Origin of the sequence: Xenorhabdus sp. PB30.3, assembly GCF_963895965.1 — a bacterium.
GTDB classification, from domain to species: domain Bacteria; phylum Pseudomonadota; class Gammaproteobacteria; order Enterobacterales; family Enterobacteriaceae; genus Xenorhabdus; species Xenorhabdus stockiae.
Genome location: NZ_CAWQMW010000121.1, coordinates 18,481 through 38,186, shown reverse-complemented (window position 1 = coordinate 38,186; position 19,706 = coordinate 18,481). Strand labels below are relative to the sequence as shown.

At 44.6% G+C, this 19,706-nt stretch carries 17 protein-coding genes and 1 tRNA gene; 10 read left to right on the top strand and 8 right to left on the bottom strand.

What is annotated here, in order from left to right:
- Positions 1-8: 8 nt before the first annotated feature.
- From dppC to dppA, 3 genes are all read right to left on the bottom strand, one after another.
- Positions 9-932, bottom strand: coding sequence for a dipeptide ABC transporter permease DppC (dppC, locus tag AACX38_RS09045; RefSeq protein WP_228864091.1), 924 nt, complete (start codon positions 930-932; stop codon positions 9-11).
- Between the two features lie 10 nt (positions 933-942).
- Positions 943-1,962 (bottom strand): dipeptide ABC transporter permease DppB, encoded by a 1,020-nt coding sequence (gene dppB / locus AACX38_RS09040; RefSeq protein WP_228864090.1) that lies wholly within the window; start codon positions 1,960-1,962, stop codon positions 943-945.
- A 140-nt stretch (positions 1,963-2,102) separates the two neighbouring features.
- On the bottom strand, positions 2,103-3,713 hold the full coding sequence (gene dppA / locus AACX38_RS09035; RefSeq protein ID WP_228864089.1) for a dipeptide ABC transporter periplasmic-binding protein DppA: 1,611 nt from the start codon (positions 3,711-3,713) through the stop codon (positions 2,103-2,105).
- A 550-nt stretch (positions 3,714-4,263) separates the two neighbouring features.
- Between dppA and AACX38_RS09030 the strand changes: the two genes are divergently transcribed.
- Both AACX38_RS09030 and AACX38_RS09025 read left to right on the top strand, forming a co-directional pair.
- On the top strand, positions 4,264-4,497 hold the full coding sequence (locus AACX38_RS09030; RefSeq protein WP_193757114.1) for a type II toxin-antitoxin system Phd/YefM family antitoxin: 234 nt from the start codon (positions 4,264-4,266) through the stop codon (positions 4,495-4,497).
- Positions 4,494-4,880 carry a type II toxin-antitoxin system VapC family toxin gene (locus AACX38_RS09025; RefSeq protein ID WP_228864088.1) on the top strand — a complete coding sequence of 129 codons (387 nt, stop codon included), beginning with the start codon at positions 4,494-4,496 and terminating at the stop codon, positions 4,878-4,880. Before AACX38_RS09030 ends, AACX38_RS09025 begins: the two co-directional genes overlap by 4 nt.
- Positions 4,881-4,955: 75 nt before the next feature.
- Here AACX38_RS09025 and AACX38_RS09020 read toward each other — a convergent pair.
- The 3 genes from AACX38_RS09020 to glyQ all read right to left on the bottom strand — a co-directional run bounded on the left by AACX38_RS09020 (position 4,956) and on the right by glyQ (position 8,226).
- A tRNA-Pro gene (locus tag AACX38_RS09020) sits at positions 4,956-5,032 on the bottom strand.
- Positions 5,033-5,223: 191 nt separating this feature from the next.
- Positions 5,224-7,293, bottom strand: a complete 2,070-nt coding sequence (gene glyS, locus AACX38_RS09015; protein WP_228864087.1) for a glycine--tRNA ligase subunit beta — start codon at positions 7,291-7,293, stop codon at positions 5,224-5,226.
- A gap of 9 nt (positions 7,294-7,302) precedes the next feature.
- Positions 7,303-8,226: a glycine--tRNA ligase subunit alpha gene (gene glyQ, locus AACX38_RS09010; protein ID WP_228864086.1), complete on the bottom strand. Its 924-nt coding sequence runs from the start codon at positions 8,224-8,226 to the stop codon at positions 7,303-7,305.
- Positions 8,227-8,561: 335 nt separating this feature from the next.
- On the opposite strand from glyQ, the gene AACX38_RS09005 reads away from it, so the two are divergent.
- The 3 genes from AACX38_RS09005 (at position 8,562) to AACX38_RS08995 (ending at position 11,605) form a co-directional block, all read left to right on the top strand.
- Positions 8,562-9,125, top strand: coding sequence for a DNA-3-methyladenine glycosylase I (locus AACX38_RS09005; RefSeq protein ID WP_228864085.1), 564 nt, complete (start codon positions 8,562-8,564; stop codon positions 9,123-9,125).
- Between the two features lie 156 nt (positions 9,126-9,281).
- On the top strand, positions 9,282-10,538 hold the full coding sequence (locus tag AACX38_RS09000) for a valine--pyruvate transaminase (RefSeq protein WP_099120328.1): 1,257 nt from the start codon (positions 9,282-9,284) through the stop codon (positions 10,536-10,538).
- Between the two features lie 734 nt (positions 10,539-11,272).
- A complete protein-coding gene (locus AACX38_RS08995) occupies positions 11,273-11,605 on the top strand; it encodes a YceK/YidQ family lipoprotein (RefSeq protein WP_228864084.1) in 333 nt (110 codons plus the stop codon).
- A 93-nt stretch (positions 11,606-11,698) separates the two neighbouring features.
- On the opposite strand, the gene AACX38_RS08990 is transcribed toward AACX38_RS08995, so the two are convergent.
- A complete protein-coding gene (locus AACX38_RS08990; protein ID WP_228864083.1) occupies positions 11,699-12,988 on the bottom strand; it encodes a DUF3748 domain-containing protein in 1,290 nt (429 codons plus the stop codon).
- A 136-nt stretch (positions 12,989-13,124) separates the two neighbouring features.
- Between AACX38_RS08990 and AACX38_RS08985 the strand changes: the two genes are divergently transcribed.
- Positions 13,125-13,742: a trimeric intracellular cation channel family protein gene (locus AACX38_RS08985; protein WP_228864082.1), complete on the top strand. Its 618-nt coding sequence runs from the start codon at positions 13,125-13,127 to the stop codon at positions 13,740-13,742.
- Positions 13,743-13,839: 97 nt separating this feature from the next.
- Here AACX38_RS08985 and ligB read toward each other — a convergent pair whose 3' ends face one another.
- Positions 13,840-15,513 (bottom strand): NAD-dependent DNA ligase LigB, encoded by a 1,674-nt coding sequence (gene ligB / locus AACX38_RS08980; protein ID WP_228864081.1) that lies wholly within the window; start codon positions 15,511-15,513, stop codon positions 13,840-13,842.
- A 306-nt stretch (positions 15,514-15,819) separates the two neighbouring features.
- Between ligB and gmk the strand changes: the two genes are divergently transcribed.
- From gmk to trmH, 4 genes are read left to right on the top strand one after another with little or no spacing between them, the layout of a single operon-like run.
- Complete coding sequence (gmk, locus tag AACX38_RS08975) at positions 15,820-16,443, top strand: guanylate kinase (RefSeq protein ID WP_228864080.1); 624 nt, start codon at positions 15,820-15,822, stop codon at positions 16,441-16,443.
- A gap of 54 nt (positions 16,444-16,497) precedes the next feature.
- Positions 16,498-16,773, top strand: coding sequence for a DNA-directed RNA polymerase subunit omega (gene rpoZ, locus AACX38_RS08970; RefSeq protein ID WP_086954696.1), 276 nt, complete (start codon positions 16,498-16,500; stop codon positions 16,771-16,773).
- Between the two features lie 18 nt (positions 16,774-16,791).
- Positions 16,792-18,948, top strand: a complete 2,157-nt coding sequence (spoT, locus tag AACX38_RS08965) for a bifunctional GTP diphosphokinase/guanosine-3',5'-bis pyrophosphate 3'-pyrophosphohydrolase (RefSeq protein ID WP_099120334.1) — start codon at positions 16,792-16,794, stop codon at positions 18,946-18,948.
- 5 nt (positions 18,949-18,953) lie between these two features.
- A complete protein-coding gene (gene trmH, locus AACX38_RS08960; protein WP_228864079.1) occupies positions 18,954-19,661 on the top strand; it encodes a tRNA (guanosine(18)-2'-O)-methyltransferase TrmH in 708 nt (235 codons plus the stop codon).
- The last annotated feature ends 45 nt before the right edge of the window (positions 19,662-19,706 follow it).

The window sequence follows — 19,706 nt, the reverse complement described above, 5'->3', positions numbered from 1 at the left end:
CCATACCCCTACTGCTTGAGCTTAGGATCGAGCGCGTCACGCAGCCCGTCTCCCATCAGGTTAAATGCCAGTACTGTCAACAGGATCGCCAGCCCCGGAAAAGTAACTACCCACCAGGCACTCTGAGCGAATTGCAATACATCTGACAACATGGTTCCCCATTCTGGTGTAGGCGGCTGTGCCCCCATCCCCAGAAAACCCAAAGCGGCCATATCGAGAATGGCATTCGAAAATCCCAATGATGCCTGCACAATCAGAGGAGCAAGGCAGTTAGGCAAAATATTGACAAACATCTGACGTACTGCTCCTGCTCCGGCAACCTGAGACGCAGTCACATAGTCACGGTTGACTTCCACCAGCACTGCCGCCCTTGTCAGACGGATATAGTGGGGCAGGGCAACAAATGTCAGAGCCAGAGAAGCGTTCACAATAGACGGGCCGAAGATAGCCACCAGCACCAGTGCCAACAGCAGGCTGGGCAAGGCCAGCATAATATCGACTATCCGCATAATGGCTGCGTCAACCGCACCGCCAAAATAACCGGATAACAGACCCAGAATAATCCCCATCACCAGCGACATCACAACAACCAGACACCCCACCAACAGGGAAAGACGTGCACCATACATCAGGCGGGAAAGGATATCTCGCCCGACATCGTCAGTACCGAGAATAAAGTGCCAGCTTCCTCCGTCCTGCCACACCGGAGGCAACAGTAGAGAATCGCGGAACTGTTCAGCAGGGCCATGTGGCGCCAGTAGGCCTGCAAACAACGCGATCAATAACATCAGAATGATATAGGCCAGGCCAATGACTGCCCCTTTATTACGTTTAAAGTAATGCCAGAATTCCTGTATCGGCGTCATCATTTTTGGCGCACCTGATACTGTTTGCTCAGCATTTGATGCTGATTGTTCAGTAAGTTGAGTCATCATGCGCTCCTTATTTCTTATGCCGGATACGTGGGTTGACGATGCCATACAGCAGATCAACCGCAAAGTTGACCAAAATGATCATAGTTGCCACCAGCAAAACTCCACCCTGTACTACAGGATAATCACGGCGCTGAAGTGCATCAATCAACCAACGCCCCAGCCCCGGCCATGAAAAAATCGTTTCGGTCAGAATCGCGCCCGCCAACATAACCCCCACTTGCAGACCAATCACCGTGACCACCGGCAACAAGGCATTACGTAACGCATGAATGATAATGACACGCAAACGGCTCAGGCCTTTTGCCCGCGCAGTACGAATATAATCTTCGCCCAAAACTTCCAGCATGGAAGAGCGGGTCATACGCACAATGACCGCCAGCGGGATAGTTCCTAGCACAACGGCCGGAAGGATCATGTGCATCACAGCATCGGCGAAATCGCCGTCTTCTCCCCAAAACAAGGTGTCTATCAGCATAAAACCTGTCAGGGGATGACTATCATCAAGAAACACACTATCGCTTATACGACCAGAAACAGGAGTCAGATTCCAATGAACAGAAACCAGCATGATAAGCATAATGCCCCACCAGAAAATGGGCATTGAATAGCCGGTCAGTGCCAGACCAACAGCGGTATGATCAAAGACAGAGCCACGTTTGACCGCCGCCAGCACTCCAACTGGAATACCAACAGAAATGGCAAATAACATGGCACAGATGCCTAATTCCAGAGTGGCCTGAAATCGGGGGACAAATTCATCCCATACGGGAATGCGGCTCTTCAGGGAGGAGCCCAAATCACCATGTAGTATGCCATTGATGTAATGAAGATATTGCTCCCAAAGAGGCTTATCCAGCCCCATTGCTGCCATCAGTTCAGCATGACGTTCAGCTGAAATACCACGCTCTCCCGCCATAATCAGTACCGGATCACCGGGGATCATATGCACAAAAGCGAAAGTCAGCAGAGTAATACCAATAAACGTCGGGATCACTAGCCCCAGACGCCGGAGGATAAATTGCAGCATATCCTGAATTCTCTTTTTAATTATTAATTACAGCTCTCAGGCTGTTTATGTATTACACAGACCTGCTTGCCTACCAGAGAAGAGTAACCATCCCCCAGAGAAATTCGGGGGATGGTAGTCATAACAAATGAAAAACAGAATTATTCGAGGTCTACGTTGTAAAAGAGGTGCTTGCCAAGTGGATCAACAACATAGCCTTTCACTTCCTTACGAATAGGTTCATAAACCGTAGAGTGGGCAATCAGCAATGCCGGAGCTTGTTCATGCATCACCACTTGTGCTTGTTTATAAAGTTCGGTGCGCTTATTGATATCAGTGATTTCACGGGCAGCGACGATAAGGTCTTCAAATGGCTGGTAGCACCATTTTGCATAGTTAGAACCCCGTTCTTTGGCTGTGCAACTAAACTGAGTGGTAAAGAAGTTATCAGGATCACCATTATCCCCTGTCCATCCCAGCATGACAGTTTTAGGCTCTCCATCTGCGGCTCGTTTTATGTACTCACCCCACTCATAGGTGACAATCTTGGCTTTCACACCAATTTTGGCCCAATCCGCCTGAATCATTTCTGCCATACGGCGCGCATTCGGGTTATAAGGGCGCTGTACCGGCATTGCCCAAAGATCGGTTTCGAAACCATTCGCAAAGCCAGCTTCTTTCAACAGCTCTTTAGCCTTAGCCGGATCATAAGCATAGTCTTTAATATCATCGTTATAACCCCACATTGTAGGTGGGATCAGGTTCTTCGCTTTCTGGCCCGCGCCCTGATATACCGCCTCAATAATGGCATCTTTGTTCACCGCCATCGTCAATGCCTGACGCACTTTGAGGTTATCTAGTGGCTTTTTGGTGACGTTATAAAAGAGATAACCAGAATTCAGCCCTGCCTGCTCTTTCAGGACAATATCTTTGTTCTGCTTCATACTCGCAATATCCGCAGGATTCGGATATGGCATGACCTGACATTCATTTTTCTGCAATTTTGCATAACGCACAGAAGCATCAGGGGTAATGGAGAAGACCAGACGATCAATTTTCGCCGGTCCTTCCCAATAATCTTTAAATGCTTTATAGAGAATGCGAGAATCTTTCTGGTACTGTACTAACTGGAATGGCCCTGTGCCAATTGGGTTCAGGTCGACTTTTTCCGGTGTACCCGCTTTCATCATGGCATCCGCATATTCTTTAGAAAGAATTGAGGCGAAATCCATTGCCAGATTGGCTATGAAAGGAGCTTCGGGGCGGGACAACACAAAGCGGACAGTATGGTCATCCACCTTTTCTACTTTATTGATGAGAGTCTCCATATCCATGCCGATAAAGTATTCATAGGTGCCACCGGATACTTGATGATATGGGTTATTCTTATCCTTCTGCCTCATAAAGGTAAAGATGACATCATCAGCATTGAAATCACGCGTTGGTTTGAAATCTTTACTGCTATGCCACTTCACACCCTTACGCAAATGGAACGTATAGGTTTTACCATCATCACTGATTTCCCACCGTTCAGACAAACTGGGAATAACCTCTGTCGTACCTAATTTGAAATCCACCAGACGGTTATAAATTGGTCTGGCACTGGCATCAAAAGTGGTACCAGTCGTGAATAACTGCGGGTTAAAACCTTCAGGTGAACCTTCTGAGCAATAGACCAGTGTTTTTGCCTGCACACCAGCAGCTACAGCCAAAGAAACAAGACCAATACCCAATTTCAGTAAACCGGGCTTTTTCTTTTTGGAGAGAATCATTACATAAGCTCCGTTTGTGGTGTTTATTGTGCCTTCGCCAAGCCCAGAATTTCCTGCCTGAATATCACTGTCCCGGCTTGCGTTATTGTTTTCGATTATCAATTAAACAATTGTTATGCCTGACGTCAATATAAACTCAGCAAAATATGAAACAACAGAAGAACATAAATGAAAAAAAATATTAACAAAAATAGTTAAAAACTATGACTAGAGGCACGATACACGATAAAAACACTAAAAATATCACTTATATAAGCAATTACATCCTATGGTTTATAATTTTAAATTTGTGACCGGATACTTAAATAATGAGCAAAAAGAGTTATCAGGAAAGTAAGCGAGGTAAGAGGCTCAAACGAATAAAGAAAAAGAAAAGCTTTAAATTCACCCTATTCAGATGGAATTAATAGCATTATCAATTAAATTGAAAAGTTAAGACCAAATTTCTACTCATACTACTCATACAATAAATGGAACTTATTGATTAAATTATATGCAATTAGAGTATAATTCATACTTAGCTAACCTAGCTAATTTAACGGAGGGGAACATGACTATTCAGGCAAATATGCACGAGGCAAAAACTCATTTGAGCCAGCTGGCAGATAAAGCAGTTGATGGTGAAGTGGTCATTATTGCTAAAGCGGGAAAACCTTATGTTCAATTAGTTCCTATCTGCCAAATAGATAGAACTCCTGGTGGTTTTGAAAATGAAATCAGTATAAATGAACGATTTTATGAAGCTGACGATGACATACAAAAAATGTTTGAAGGATCTTTATGAAACGACTTCTGCTGGATACCCACGTACTCATTTGGTGGGTAACCAACGATCCATCTTTAGGCAACTTAGCCAAAAGCATGATCATGAAAGGAACAAATAGCGTCTTTGTCAGCGCAGTAACTCCCTGGGAGATATCCATAAAACGCGCATTAGGCAAACGGGAATTTAAAGCTGATTTTGATTTGATTATGGAAAGAAATAATTTTATTCCTTTAGCTATAACACATCTTCATGCAGAGAATGTCGGGGATTTACCACGCCATCATGGTGACCCGTTTGACAGAATGCTTATTGTACAATCTCAAATGGAAGGATTAACGCTGATTTCAGCTGATAGTATTTTTTCAGAATATGGTATTCGATTGATCAATGCCCGACTGTGAATTCAGAGAGTAGAGTTTGTTTTTCATTTGCCATATACGAAAAAACCCCGCTCAAAGAGCGGGGTTTCAGAATGCTGGTCGGCGAGAGAGGATTCGAACCTCCGACCCACTGGTCCCAAACCAGTTGCGCTACCAAGCTGCGCTACTCGCCGAAAACGAAGCGCATCTTACTGCCTACATCGCAGATCGTCAATAGCTTTTTAAAGACAAGTGGTTGTTTGACTAGAATACAACCAAATATTGCACTGTAGCTTGTTCGGGTGTTCAATATTTCAGCAGTAAAAAGCCCCGCACAGAGCGAGGCTTTAAGATGGGCAATTCGATTGTATTTATCGGATATTGCTTACTGTAGCAGTGAAATATCCGCAACCCGCAGGAACAGATCACGCAGTTCACTCAGCAATGTCAGACGATTTACCCGCACTTGCAGATCTTCATCCATAACCATCACATTATCGAAGAACGCATCCACAACTTCACGCAGGGAAGCCAGTTCGACCAGTGCATCCTGATAATTGCCTTCAGCAAACAGAGGAGCCAGTTTTTCTTTCAGGACGACAAGATGGGTCGCCAGCTGGATCTCTTCCGCTGCTTTCAATACCGAAGCCTGAACTGCATCACTCAGTTTCTCTTCTGATTTCGCCAGAATGTTGGAAACACGCTTATTGGCCGCTGCCAGAGAAACAGCCTCATCCAGCGTACGGAAATGCGTTACCGCTTTCATACGGGCATCAAAATCGGCTGGTTGTGTCGGACGACGCGCCAGAACTGCCTGAATGGTATCAACGCTGTAACCCAGCTCCTGATACCAGGTGCGGAAGCGGCCGAGCATAAACTCAACAACATCATCCACAACTTTTGCATTGGTCAGTTTATCGCCATACAGACGAACAGCTTCTTCTGCCAGAGTCTGAAGGTCGAGAGGTAATTTTTTCTCAACAATAATACGCAGTACACCCAGTGCGGCACGACGCAAAGCAAATGGGTCTTTATCCCCTTTCGGATGCTGACCGATGCCAAAAATGCCTGCCAGCGTATCCATTTTATCGGCAATCGCGACTGCGCAAGAAACGCCGGTTGATGGCAGTTCATCACCAGAGAAACGTGGCTGATACTGTTCATTCAGCGCCAGCGCCACATCTTCAGCTTCTCCGTCATGACGGGCATAGTGCATACCCATCACACCCTGTGTATCAGTGAATTCAAAGACCATGTTGGTCATTAAGTCACACTTGGACAGCAAACCTGCACGGGTTGCATGAGTAACATCCGCCCCGATCTTGTCAGCAATCCAGCCAGCCAGAGCCTGAATGCGGTCTGTTTTATCACGCAGTGTACCCAGCTGCTTCTGGAACAAAACAGTCTCCAGACGCGGCAGGTTATCCTCCAGACGCTGTTTACGGTCAGTCTTAAAAAAGAATTCGGCATCTGCCAGACGCGGACGGACTACTTTTTCATTACCTGAGATGATCTGCTGCGGATCAGAAGATTCAATATTGGTAACAAAAATAAAGTTCGCCATCAATTTGCCGGATTTATCGTAAACCGGAAAATATTTCTGATCGCCTTTCATGGTATAAACCAGTGCTTCCGCCGGTACTTCGAGGAATTTTTCTTCGAATTTTGCCGTCAGAACTACAGGCCACTCCACCAGAGAAGTCACTTCTTCCAGCAGGCTGTCGGTCAAATCTGCCACACCACCAAGCTGGGCCGCGGCCTGTTCTGCATCACGCTTAATCAGGGTCTTACGCGTTTCATAATCTGCAATAACCCGACCACGCTCCTGCAAAATTACCGGATACTGTTCTGCGTTATCAATAGTAAACTCCGCTTCACCCATAAAACGATGACCACGGATAATACGATCAGATTTGATACCCAGAATTTCGCCTTCAATCACCTCACTGCCCAGCAGCATAGTGACGGTATGAACAGGACGGACGAACTGAGTTTCTTTATCACCCCAGCGCATCAGTTTAGGGATAGGCAGTTTAGCCAATGAACTGCTTACCATACCTGCCAGCAACTCTTTGGCTTCACAGCCTTTAACCTGTGCCCGATACAGCAGCCATTCGCCTTTATCGGTTACCAGACGCTCTGCCTGATCAACAGTGATCCCACAACCTCGCGCCCAGCCTTCTGCTGCTTTGGTTGGTTTTCCTTCAGCATCAAACGCCTGAGAAATGGCCGGACCACGTTTTTCTACTTCACGATCAGCCTGTGCCGCCGCCAGATTAGCCACCTTCAGCGCCAGACGACGCGGAGCAGCAAACCAGCGAACTTCACCATGACCCAGATTAGCGTTGTTCAATTCTGTTTCAAAATTGGCTGCAAAGGATTCAGCCAGTGAACGCAGCGCCTTTGGTGGCAACTCTTCTGTGCCGATTTCCACAAGGAAAGTCTGTTGAGTCATGATGGCCTCTTAATTTTCTGTTACACCGTTTTTGTTACACATCGGGAAGCCAAGCGCCTCGCGGGAAGCATAGTAAGCTTCAGCAACTGCTTTGGTCAGAGTGCGGATACGCAAGATATAACGCTGACGTTCAGTCACGGAAATCGCTTTACGGGCATCCAGCAGGTTAAATGTATGACCCGCTTTCAAAATGCGCTCATAAGCAGGCAATGGCAGAGGTGTTTCCAGTGCCAGCAACTCCTGCGCTTCTTTTTCATACTGTTCGAAACAGGTGAACAGAAAATCCACATCTGCGTGTTCAAAGTTGTAAGTGGACTGCTCAACTTCATTCTGATGATAAATATCACCATAAGTCGTTTTACCCAGTGGGCCATCACTCCACACCAGATCATAAACACTGTCTACACCCTGAATATACATGGCGAGACGTTCCAGACCGTAAGTGATTTCACCGGTAACAGGCTTACACTCAAGACCACCAACCTGCTGGAAATAAGTGAACTGAGTCACTTCCATGCCGTTCAGCCAGACTTCCCAGCCCAGACCCCATGCACCCAGAGTCGGGTTTTCCCAGTTATCTTCAACAAAGCGGATATCGTGAACGGTAGGATCAAGCCCCAGCTCTTTCAGTGAACCAAGATAAAGTTCCTGAATATTATCTGGAGAGGGTTTGATGATAACCTGAAATTGGTAGTAATGCTGAAGACGGTTCGGGTTTTCACCGTAGCGCCCATCAGTCGGACGACGTGAGGGCTGCACATAAGCAGCAGCAATAGGCTCCGGCCCCAAAGCACGCAGGCAGGTAATAGGATGAGAGGTTCCTGCGCCGACTTCCATATCCAATGGTTGGACAATGGTGCAGCCTTGACGCGCCCAGTAATCCTGTAGTGTCAGGATAATTCCCTGAAAGGTTTTGGTATCAAACTTTTGCATGTTGAATCCGCACGCGATACTTATACACAATGAATTTCAAGGTGCATCGCGGCGGCAAGGGAGTTCATCCCCAGGAGCATAGATAACCGTATGTTTATAAGAACGGTGACCGGGGTGAGCGAACACAGCCAACAAAGAGGCAACTTGAAAGACGAAGTGTATATGAATTTAAACGAAAGGAGTCAGTATACCCTTTGACCGTAAGATATACAGCACTGATCACCCCCCAATTTTGTCACAACATAAAAAAATCTTATCCGAATCACTTTACATGGATATTCATACAGCTAAACTTGGTGCGATTATTCACCAATTCCTACGGAGATGTGCAATTCATGAATAAAGAAATAACTCGCTGCGGCTGGGTTACCTCAGATCCTGATTATCTGGCCTACCATGACAATGAGTGGGGGAAGCCATTAAAGGATAGCCAAAAGCTTTTTGAATTGATTTGTCTTGAAGGACAACAGGCGGGTTTATCGTGGTTCACCATTTTGAAAAAGCGGGAAGGTTACAGAAAATGTTTCCACCAGTTTGATCCGGCAAAAGTTGCTGAAATGGGTGAAAATGACGTCGAGAAATTAATGCAGGATCCTGCCATCGTCCGCCACCGTGCAAAAATTAACGCCATTATTGATAATGCTCGTGCCTATCTGAAAATGGCTGAGCAGGGCGAAAATTTCAGTGAGTTTATCTGGCAATTTGTTGACGGTGCTCCACAAATAAATCATTGGGAAACATTGGCAAAAGTGCCTGCCAAAACTGATCTTTCTGATGCTCTTTCAAAAGCACTGAAAAAACGTGGCTTTAAATTTATCGGTAGCACCACCTGCTATGCTTTTATGCAGGCTGCGGGTTTGGTGGATGATCACATCGCAAACTGTTTATGTCGGAAATAATCGATACAGAAAAACTGAAAATCAGCGCATATTCTCTCAACAAAAAGATAACTTGAAAGACAAAGCGTAAAAATAGATGACAATATAACAAGACGCGAGTTATGGTGTCTTCTTACCATACTCCTACAAAATACAAACAAAGACGCAACAGCCGTTATGAAATTCTCTCAATTCGGAAACAAATTCACACAAGAGTCAGGTATCACGCGCCTGATGAATGATCTCAACCAGGGTCTGAGAACACCCGGAGCGATTATGCTTGGTGGTGGCAACCCTGCCCATATTCCTGAAATGGATGAGTATTTCCAGCAACTATTGGCAGATATGGCGTTAAATGGTCAATTAACTGAAACTCTGTGTAATTACGATGGTCCACAGGGAAAAAATACGTTAATTGCTGCACTGGCACAGGAATTACAGGAAAAACTCGGTTGGGATATTAATCCACAGAATATTGCACTGACCAATGGTAGCCAAAGTGCTTTTTTTTACCTGTTTAATTTATTAGCAGGACGTGATGAAAATGGTTCAATAAAACGGGTTCTGTTTCCGCTTGCGCCTGAATATATTGGCTATTCTGATTCTGGTCTGGATGAAGGTTTATTTGTTGCTAATAAACCTAATATTGAATTATTGCCTAATGGGCAGTTTAAATATCATGTTGATTTTGACCACCTGAATATTTCTGAAGATATCAGCCTGATCTGTGTTTCCCGTCCAACCAACCCAACGGGTAATGTTGTCACTGACGAAGAATTACTGCGTTTGGATGCATTGGCTCAAAAACATCAAATCCCTCTGCTGATCGATAATGCCTATGGCGTGCCATTCCCGGGTATTATTTTTAGTGAAGCGACTCCTCTGTGGAACCCGAATATTATCTTATGTATGAGCCTGTCCAAACTTGGGCTACCGGGTGCTCGCTGTGGGATCATCGTTGCTAATGAAAAGATTATTCGGGCAGTCAGTAACATGAATGGTGTGATTAGTCTGGCTCCGGGAGGCATCGGGCCTGCCATGACGCTGGAAATGATCCGCCGTAATGATCTGTTCCGTTTATCCCAAAATGTAATCCAGCCATTTTATAAAAAACGGGTAGAGCAAGTCATTGAGATCATTCGTCGCTATCTGCCAGAAGAATACTGTCTTATCCATAAACCAGAAGGAGCAATATTCCTCTGGCTCTGGTTCAAAAATCTACCGATTACAACTGAAGTCCTTTATCAACGCTTAAAAAAGCGGAAGGTATTAATGGTACCGGGTCATTATTTCTTCCCCGGTCTGGAACACAACTGGCCTCATGCTCATCAATGTATGCGCATGAACTATGTGCCTGATCTGGCAAAAATAGAAGAAGGTATCCGTATTTTGTCCGAAGAAATCGAGATTGCCCATCAAGAAGTGGAATGTTAATCGGGCTATAAAAAAAGCTCCCTCATTTAAAGTGAGGGAGTAAGATGATAACGAGGACTTTTTACCTGAGAACAGGACAGTAGTTATTAGAATCCCAAAAGAATTCTTCACACACAGTAGGAAAGGAAAACAATCCTTGTTTATGCACTTTCCCTGAACTCGGTATATTTAACCAGAAAACAAAAAAGATAATGGTCTGAATAGACAGGTTTTTTTCACTTTAAATTGCCTCTACTATGTGAAATTAAGACAATTACCCCATATTGTGTGATCTAAAGCACACTTAATGAATCAAACACATATACTTAATTATTCAACGCTGTTTTCAATCTTCCTCTCCGCTAGAAAATAATATCTACTAACAGTCTACAGATTCAGTAACGGTCAGTATTAATAGGCATGCTCGCTTGTTAGCCGGACAAATTCGCTCCCGACGAGAATTTGCCCGGACTTTTCCGCTACGGCTCAACACAAAATACAAGGGTATAAATTCAAATGAAATAATTTACTTTTAAATTTATTTCAAAATAAAACTATCGAGGGGAATTAAAGAAGTCTATCGAAAAAAATTATTGGATTTAACAATAAGTGCTATAGCAAACTGAATATTACCTAACTATAGTAAATAGTATTAAAAAGTTATTTTTATGCTTATTCATGAAAAAATCATACTAGGTATAAATATAATTTCTGGATATTGGCAATTAACTCATTGAGCTCAAGGAATGGAAATGATGAAAAACTATAAACTGCTTCTATTACCTTCTACTATTATTGGGGGGCTTTTGCTAACAGGCTGCTCCAGTATCATGACTCACAGTGGCCCTAATCAAGGGTATTATTCGGGAGCACAAGCCAATATTAATATGTTAAAAGATGACAAGACAGGATGGTTCCTAAAACCCCTGATCGTAGTCGATCTCCCATTATCAGCCTTCTTAGATACCCTTTTACTCCCCTACGATTATGCTCACTCTAATCAGGATCAAACGGAGCAATCCCCTAAACTTCGTATTGAAAAACTGGAAGAAAGCACAAACAGCACACAATCGATATTAGAAAACTAGATGAATAATGAACCCTAATTTTACCAATACCGATTAGGCTAAAGATTATCTTATCTCTGCTATTTCTCAGGCATCGTTATTGTACAACGATGCCTATTTCAACCCTGTTTCAACAATGAAAAGCTGACGATATCCATTAATATCCCGCATAAATGCAATATATCGGCCATCAGGTGAAAACACGATTGCATCAGCACAAGGAGCAACGTCAGTACGAGCTGTTAACCGCTGGGTTTGCCCACTCTGACTGTCACAAAGCATAACACTGTTATCGCAAACAAAAGCAATAAACCGCCCCCGACTATCCCAGTTAAATGCGGATTGTATGTCATGAATATTATCTGTGATCTGTACCGGCTCGCCTCCATTTGGAGATATATACCATAACTGAATAACACCATTGCCATCTCTCATCAGAAAACAAATTTTACTGCCATCTGGTGATGCTCTGAGCCAATGCCGGGGAACATTGACTACTCCCGGATAACAATTCTGATGGGTGAAAGTTAATCGTTTTTGTTTAACTCCAGCGGGCGGCGCAGGTAATGCCGTTTTGGTTCCGGCTAATGGCTGGCAACCTTCTAGTGCATAATCCTCATCATGTTCAGGCAGGTCAACAAGATAAATTTCAGGGATCTTTTCACCATTTTCATCACACGTATCACCAATAAAAGCCAGTGCCCAGCGCTGCCATTGCCCATTCTCTTTAAGATATCCCTGTTGTCCAACCCACCCTTCTTCATATGCACGATTGATCTCATCACTGCCGGGGTGTGGATGCGTTGTGGTTTGGCTAACAACGACTGAAAAATAACGACCATCGTATTCTCTCGGGTGTTTTTTCGCTGAAATCACAGCTCTTAGTGGAACAGCCACAGCAACATTACGCAAATCAAGAGCAGGATCTAACTCATGCATAACATGGTCATTATAGGTAAAACTCAAACGACTACTGTCAGGGCTGAAAACATGCACATGTGTACCACCTCGCAAGGCTCCGGCTGTATAAGGAGGAGTGATATCCAGTGCATCAATATTGAACGCAACGTTTGGTTCGCTGTCGGAAACAATCACCCCACGGCGATGATGAAAATCATATTGCCAGTGATTATCCGGGTGCTCCGGGCCATGAATAAATGCGTAACGTACCGGCTCTTGTGGGCTAACAGTAACAACCCCAACATGTGCCCCATCTTTTGCCTGATAAATAATCTCTGTCTGGCCGTTATTGATATGAATTTTTTCTATCGTCAGGCCGGAAAAAGATGCTCCGTTAGGACGTACATCATAAACCAGCCACTGGCTATCAGGAGTCCAGATATTTATATTAGTTATCTGATGGCTACGGTTATCAAATGTAATCTGGCGTTCCTTGAAAATCATTTTTTTCCACCTTAATATGCGGGAATTCGGATAATAAAAACTAACTTTATGTAAATTTAACTAAAAATTTTCAATCGAGGCGTTATTATTTCCGCATTACTCTTACTTCTTCATTATCTTTCATCTGACTAAATTTATGCTACTCAGTGTCCTTTATATCATTGGTATCACGGCTGAAGCCATGACGGGTGCTTTAGCCGCAGGTCGCCGAAAAATGGATGTCTTCGGCGTGATTATTATCGCTTCAGTAACAGCCATCGGTGGTGGCTCCGTTCGTGACATGATTCTGGGCCATTACCCACTTGGCTGGGTTCAAAACCCGGAGTATATCGTGACTGTTGCCTGTGCTGCTGTTTTCACGATTTGGATTGCTCCAATGATGAAACACCTGCGTCGTTTGTTTCTGATTCTGGATGCAATCGGCCTGATTGTTTTTTCAATTATTGGTGCACAAATCGCACTGGATATGGACTACAGCCCAATCATTGCCGCCATTGCTGCTGTTATTACCGGCGTTTTTGGTGGCGTGCTGCGCGATATGTTTTGTAATACCATCCCGCTGGTGTTTCAGAAAGAAATTTACGCTGGAGTCTCCTTTGCTGCTGCCTGGTTATATATCGCCTTATTGCATACTCCACTACACCCCAACAGCGTCATTATCATAACCCTTATTGCTGGACTCGCTGCCCGCCTAATTGCTATTCGCTATCGTCTTGGATTACCCATCTTTAATTACGATGGTACTGATCACTGATATTAATCTGAGCGTTTGAAGCAAACTTTTGCTCCTACGCTCTCACTCGACTCCCCAGTTTTATTTTCCTTATCTCCAATGAATATAAAGGATATTTCTACAGATCAATGCCCTGTAAAGTTAGTGCTTCCATTAATTCTTTAACGTCAGGATACTGAAAAAATCTCTCAATTTTTGCTCTTTGTTTAACGGATAAAGCACTATATTTTTGTATTTCTACTTCGGGTAACTGCATTTTTCCGAACCAAGCTATTTTATTTGTAAATTTATTGGCATAAGGCATTCCTATCGCTTCGCGCCATAATGAGGCTGGCTGCCGCTTTGATTGCTGGAATTGACTGAAAATTGATTCAGCACGCTTAGTTCCGATATTTGGTATTTCAGCTAGTTGTCTGACATCCAATGCTAACCAATCTGTCAGGTTCTTGATCTTTTTACTCGTGACTAAAATCATCCATGTGCCTTGACTCACTCCCCTCATTTCCAATTTTTCGCCCATCCATGTCAGACGTGCGATAAACTGCTGTTGGCATTCATCATTATTCAATACAAAACAACTGAGTGAATGAAATTGTTCTGCATCAGGAGGATTAAGATGTTTGCGTTCAGCGATACGCCAAACCACCTTATCAAGTTTTGGTATACCATGCCCTGCCAGTGCTATTGTTACTTTATCTCCCGGATAAACGTCCCAATGCTTCCAACGCGTCACCGAGCCAATATGAACGCGGCTAATTTGCCTGTCATCTAATTGAATCTTTTCCAGCTCCAGTAATACGGAAATTTTCCCTGTGCGGCCTACCCTGAATTGAATATCGCTTACTGTGGTGACTTGTTGCTGTAGAGGATACTTCCATGCAACAGCCCAACTGTTTGAACCTGAACGCCATTGCCTGCCGGCTGGCTCAGTCTCTTGCCTTAATACAACACCATCAGTAGCAAAAGGGAGGGGATGGGTAAAATACATTTTCCATTTTTTCTCTGCTTCTTCCGCATTGAAAATAGGATGGCTAAATTGTTGCGTAGTCGGAAAGCCCATGGAAGCCAGTTGTTCAAGCTTAGCAGTCATTTCATCCGGCCCATCCGGCCAGCTCCAAACAAATATCCCTATTTGACTCAGTTCTGCTGAATGGGCCTTACGCATCATCAAACCCGCAACCTTGCTGCGCGCGCCCTGACTACCAGCAACCGACTGGCGGTGATTATTCTGCCGCCAAAAAAGCTCGCCTTGTAACACCATATGTTCCGGTGCATTTTTTATCTGTTGGGGAATACTGGATATAAATTTGCTTTTATCCAGCCAGTCTGTGCCTTCTGTTCCATTCCCACGGCTGATTAACCCTGTCAACAGCCCCTTCTGATAAACCAGTGTTACCGCAACACCATCAATTTTGGGCTGTAACCAGACTTTCGAGCGCCCTTGTACCCATTTCCGCACTTCCTCCAGATCTTTCAGTTTACGCAACCCTGTATGCTGGACAGGATGAGTCTGTTTTCCATTATCCGGAATGGCTATGACAACATTATTATTCTGTGTCTGATTCAGACAATGCTGCCAGTGTGTCAGGGATTCCAATAGCTGATCGTAAATTTCATCATCTATTTCACTAATCCCCTGCTGGCGATACAGCTGCTCCCATCGAGCTACCTGTGGTGTCAGATGTTCGATTTCAAGCTGAAGTTTTTCCTTTGACCAAACGGGACAATCTGCTGCGAGTGCTATCGGCACCCCACATAACAACATCAATATCATAATGAGAAAATTAAGCATCCTTGCTCCACACGTTCCTTAAATGCAGGCAAAGAATAATAAAGAAATTTGGCTATACCAATGAGGAAAAAGAGTGTTTGCGATGAGTCTCGAAAAATTATTAGCTTGTTTCTGCAATCTATTATTTTATATGGAATTGTTTTGTAAAAAATCGCTTTAATCTTCGTTTGTTAATAAAAAATTTTGTTGAATCACTCGTAGGCATGTATTGTAACGCTGCATGGATTAACGTATCCGTGTATACTATGTGGGATTTTATATTCCTACGCTTGCATTTATTAATACCCAACCAGTCAAGAAATCAGCATGAGCCAAGGAACGTTATATATTGTTTCTGCACCGAGTGGAGCAGGCAAATCAAGCCTTATTCAGGCTTTATTAAACACCCAGCCTTTGTATGACACTCAGGTTTCTGTTTCACATACAACCCGCCCGGCACGCCCAGGCGAAAATCATGGTGAACATTATTTTTTCGTCACAACCGATGAATTCCAAAATATGATTAACCATGATGAATTTTTGGAACATGCCTGTGTTTTCGGTAACTATTACGGCACTTCCCGTAAAGTAATCGAAGATACTCTCGCCAGTGGGATTGACGTCTTTCTTGATATTGACTGGCAGGGTGCGCAACAAATCCGTCAGAAAATGCCTGCGGCCCGTAGTATTTTTATTCTTCCGCCTTCAAGGGAAGAATTACTCCGCCGCCTGCGCGGGCGCGGTCAGGACAGCGAAGAGGTCATAGCTAAACGCATGTCTCAAGCTGTCGCTGAAATGGAGCATCATGGCGAGTATGATTACGTCATCATCAATGATGATTTCAATACTGCTCTGGCCGATTTACAATCGGTTATTCGTTCAGAACGCCTGCGTTTAGAAAGGCAGGCTCAACGACATGATGCGTTAATCAGCAAATTATTGGCAGACTGAACTAAGTTTCAGTATCATGTCCGGTCACTTATTTATCTGTGGAGTAGCACACATATGGCACGCGTAACTGTTCAAGACGCAGTAGAAAAAATTGGTAACCGTTTTGACCTGGTGTTGGTCGCTGCTCGCCGAGCACGCCAATTGCAGTCAGGCGGAAAAGATCCTCTGGTTCCGGAAGAAAACGATAAGATGACGGTTATCGCTCTGCGTGAAATCGAGCAGGGTCTTATCAATAATAAAATTCTTGATGTTCGTGAACGTCAGGAACAACAGGAGCAGGAAGCTGCAGAAATCAACGCTGTTTCTGCTATCGCCGACGGTCGTCGTTAATTTTACGGTAGGTCTGCCTTGTACCTGTTTGAAAGCCTGAATCAGCTTGTTCTTAAATATTTGCCTGAAGATCAGATTGGTCTGTTGAAGCAGGCTTATATCGTAGCTAGGGATGCCCATGAAGGGCAGACCCGCTCCAGCGGTGAGCCATATATTACTCATCCGGTCGCCGTTGCCTGTATTCTGGCTGAAATGCGCCTTGATCATGAAACACTGATGGCTGCACTTCTGCATGATGTCATAGAGGATACACCAACGACATTTCAGGATATCGAGCAACTATTCGGGACAGCTGTCGCCGGATTAGTTGAGGGTGTCTCTAAGCTGGACAAACTGAACTTCCGTGATAAGAAAGAAGCTCAGGCAGAAAACTTTCGCAAAATGGTCATGGCAATGGTACAGGATATCCGTGTCATTCTGATCAAACTGGCAGACCGTACACATAACATGCGAACCCTTGGTTCCCTGCGCCCTGATAAACGGCGGCGCATCGCCAGGGAAACGCTGGAAATTTACAGTCCGTTAGCCCATCGATTGGGTATCCATCACCTGAAAACAGAACTGGAAGAGCTGGGTTTTGAAGCTCTGTATCCGAACCGTTACCGGGTGATTAAAGAGGTAGTTAAAGCTGCTCGCGGCAACCGTAAGGAGATGATCCAGAAAATTCTGTCAGAAATTGAGGGCAGATTAACGGATGCCGGTATCAAATGTACCGTCAATGGGCGGGAAAAACACCTCTACTCTATCTATCGTAAGATGCACCTGAAAGAACAACGTTTTCATTCCATCATGGATATTTACGCGTTCCGTGTCATCGTCGATAACCTTGATACCTGTTACCGTGTTCTGGGGCAAATGCACAGCCTGTATAAACCCCGTCCCGGTAAAGTAAAAGATTATATTGCCATTCCCAAAGCCAACGGCTATCAGTCCCTGCATACTTCTCTTATCGGCCCACATGGAGTCCCGGTTGAAGTGCAAATCCGTACTGAAGATATGGATCAAATGGCTGAAATGGGGGTTGCTGCACACTGGGCTTATAAAGAACAGGGTGAATCAGGTACGACTGCTCAGGTTCGCGCTCAGCGCTGGATGCAAAGCCTGCTGGAGCTTCAGCAAAGTGCCGGTAGCTCTTTCGAATTCATTGAAAGCGTCAAATCTGATCTATTCCCTGATGAGATCTACGTTTTTACTCCTGAAGGGCGTATTGTCGAATTGCCGGCAGGGGCAACACCTGTCGATTTTGCCTATGCCGTTCACACCGATATTGGTCACGCCTGTGTCGGGGCCCGTGTTGATCGTCAGCCTTATCCACTGTCTCAAACTCTCAGCAGTGGGCAAACCGTCGAAATTATTACCGCACCAAGTGCCCGCCCTAATGCCGCATGGCTGAACTTTGTCGTCAGCTCGAAAGCACGCGCTAAGATCCGTCAGCTATTGAAAAACCTAAAACGGGATGATTCAGTCAGTCTGGGTCGGCGTCTGCTTAATCATGCCCTCGGCAACGGCCTGAAAGTTGCCGATATTCCGGAAGAAAACATTGCCAGAGAACTGGCAAGAATGAAACTGACTTCACTGGATGATCTGCTGGCAGAAATCGGCTTAGGTAACGCAATGAGTGTCGTTGTTGCTCATAATCTGTTGGGCGAGAAGGAAAAAATGCCAGACAGTAATAGTGGCAATAATAACAACGGCAACAATAACAGTAACAACAATATTAGTAATAATAGCCGTAAACTGCCCATCAAAGGCGCTGATGGTATCCTGATTACCTTTGCCAAATGTTGCCGTCCTATCCCCGGTGACCCGATTATTTCTCATATCAGCCCGGGCAAAGGTTTGGTTATCCATCACGAATCCTGCCGTAATATTCGTGGCTACCAGAAAGAACCGGAAAAATTCATGCCTGTTGAGTGGGATAAAGATGTCAACAGCGATTTTATTGCTGAGATTAAAGTTGACATGTTTAATCATCAGGGCGCACTGGCAAATCTGACAGCCGCCATTAATGATGCAAACTCCAATATCCAAAGCATGAATACCGAAGAAAAAGATGGCCGCGTTTATTGTGCTTTCATTAGGCTGACTGCCAAAGATCGTATCCAGCTGGCAAATATCATGCGCAAGATACGTGTCATGCCGGATGTACTACGAGTCAGCCGTAACCGAAATTAGAGGTTATGAATCCTAAACGTTATGCACGTATTTGTCAGATGATGGCAATGCGTCAGCCTGACCTGACAATTTGTTTAGAAGAAGTACACAAACCCCATAATGTATCTGCAGTGATTCGTACTGCGGATGCAGTTGGTATTCACCAAATCCACGCCGTCTGGCCTACTCAACAATTACGAACTCAACTATCTTCCGCCGCAGGCAGTAACAGCTGGGTTCAGGTAAAAACTCATTCATCCGTTGAGCAGGCTATCAACCAGTTTAAAACTGCCGGAATGCAGGTATTAGCGACCAATCTTTCTGATAAAGCCGTCGATTTCCGTCAGATTGATTACACTAAACCTACCTGCATCATTATGGGACAGGAAAAGAAAGGCATTTCCAAACAGGCTATTGCTCTGGCAGATCATGACATTGTCATTCCGATGGCAGGCATGGTTCAGTCACTGAATGTCTCCGTTGCTTCTGCGCTGATCCTGTATGAAGCCCAGAGACAACGCCAGCTTGCGGGTATGTATCAGCGAGAAGAAAGCACGCTGTCTGAGGAAGATCAGCAAAAATTGCTGTTTGAAGGGGGATACCCCGTTTTAGCGGCAGTTTCACACCGTAAAGGGCTGGAACAACCTTTGATTGATAAGCAAGGGCAAATCATAGCAAGTGAATCCTGGTGGGCAGCAATGCAGGCAACGACAACACCATCAGCAGGGAAATAAATTACACTGACGGAAAACCGGATTGATGGAGAACTGGATTAATGG

Coding starts and splice junctions, on each gene's coding strand:
- dppC (WP_228864091.1), bottom strand. CDS start 932: ATGACTCAACTTACTGAACAATCAGCATCAAATGCTGAGCAAACAGTA.
- dppB (WP_228864090.1), bottom strand. CDS start 1,962: ATGCTGCAATTTATCCTCCGGCGTCTGGGGCTAGTGATCCCGACGTTT.
- dppA (WP_228864089.1), bottom strand. CDS start 3,713: ATGATTCTCTCCAAAAAGAAAAAGCCCGGTTTACTGAAATTGGGTATT.
- AACX38_RS09030 (WP_193757114.1), top strand. CDS start 4,264: ATGACTATTCAGGCAAATATGCACGAGGCAAAAACTCATTTGAGCCAG.
- AACX38_RS09025 (WP_228864088.1), top strand. CDS start 4,494: ATGAAACGACTTCTGCTGGATACCCACGTACTCATTTGGTGGGTAACC.
- glyS (WP_228864087.1), bottom strand. CDS start 7,293: ATGACTCAACAGACTTTCCTTGTGGAAATCGGCACAGAAGAGTTGCCA.
- glyQ (WP_228864086.1), bottom strand. CDS start 8,226: ATGCAAAAGTTTGATACCAAAACCTTTCAGGGAATTATCCTGACACTA.
- AACX38_RS09005 (WP_228864085.1), top strand. CDS start 8,562: ATGAATAAAGAAATAACTCGCTGCGGCTGGGTTACCTCAGATCCTGAT.
- AACX38_RS09000 (WP_099120328.1), top strand. CDS start 9,282: ATGAAATTCTCTCAATTCGGAAACAAATTCACACAAGAGTCAGGTATC.
- AACX38_RS08995 (WP_228864084.1), top strand. CDS start 11,273: ATGAAAAACTATAAACTGCTTCTATTACCTTCTACTATTATTGGGGGG.
- AACX38_RS08990 (WP_228864083.1), bottom strand. CDS start 12,988: ATGATTTTCAAGGAACGCCAGATTACATTTGATAACCGTAGCCATCAG.
- AACX38_RS08985 (WP_228864082.1), top strand. CDS start 13,125: ATGCTACTCAGTGTCCTTTATATCATTGGTATCACGGCTGAAGCCATG.
- ligB (WP_228864081.1), bottom strand. CDS start 15,513: ATGCTTAATTTTCTCATTATGATATTGATGTTGTTATGTGGGGTGCCG.
- gmk (WP_228864080.1), top strand. CDS start 15,820: ATGAGCCAAGGAACGTTATATATTGTTTCTGCACCGAGTGGAGCAGGC.
- rpoZ (WP_086954696.1), top strand. CDS start 16,498: ATGGCACGCGTAACTGTTCAAGACGCAGTAGAAAAAATTGGTAACCGT.
- trmH (WP_228864079.1), top strand. CDS start 18,954: ATGAATCCTAAACGTTATGCACGTATTTGTCAGATGATGGCAATGCGT.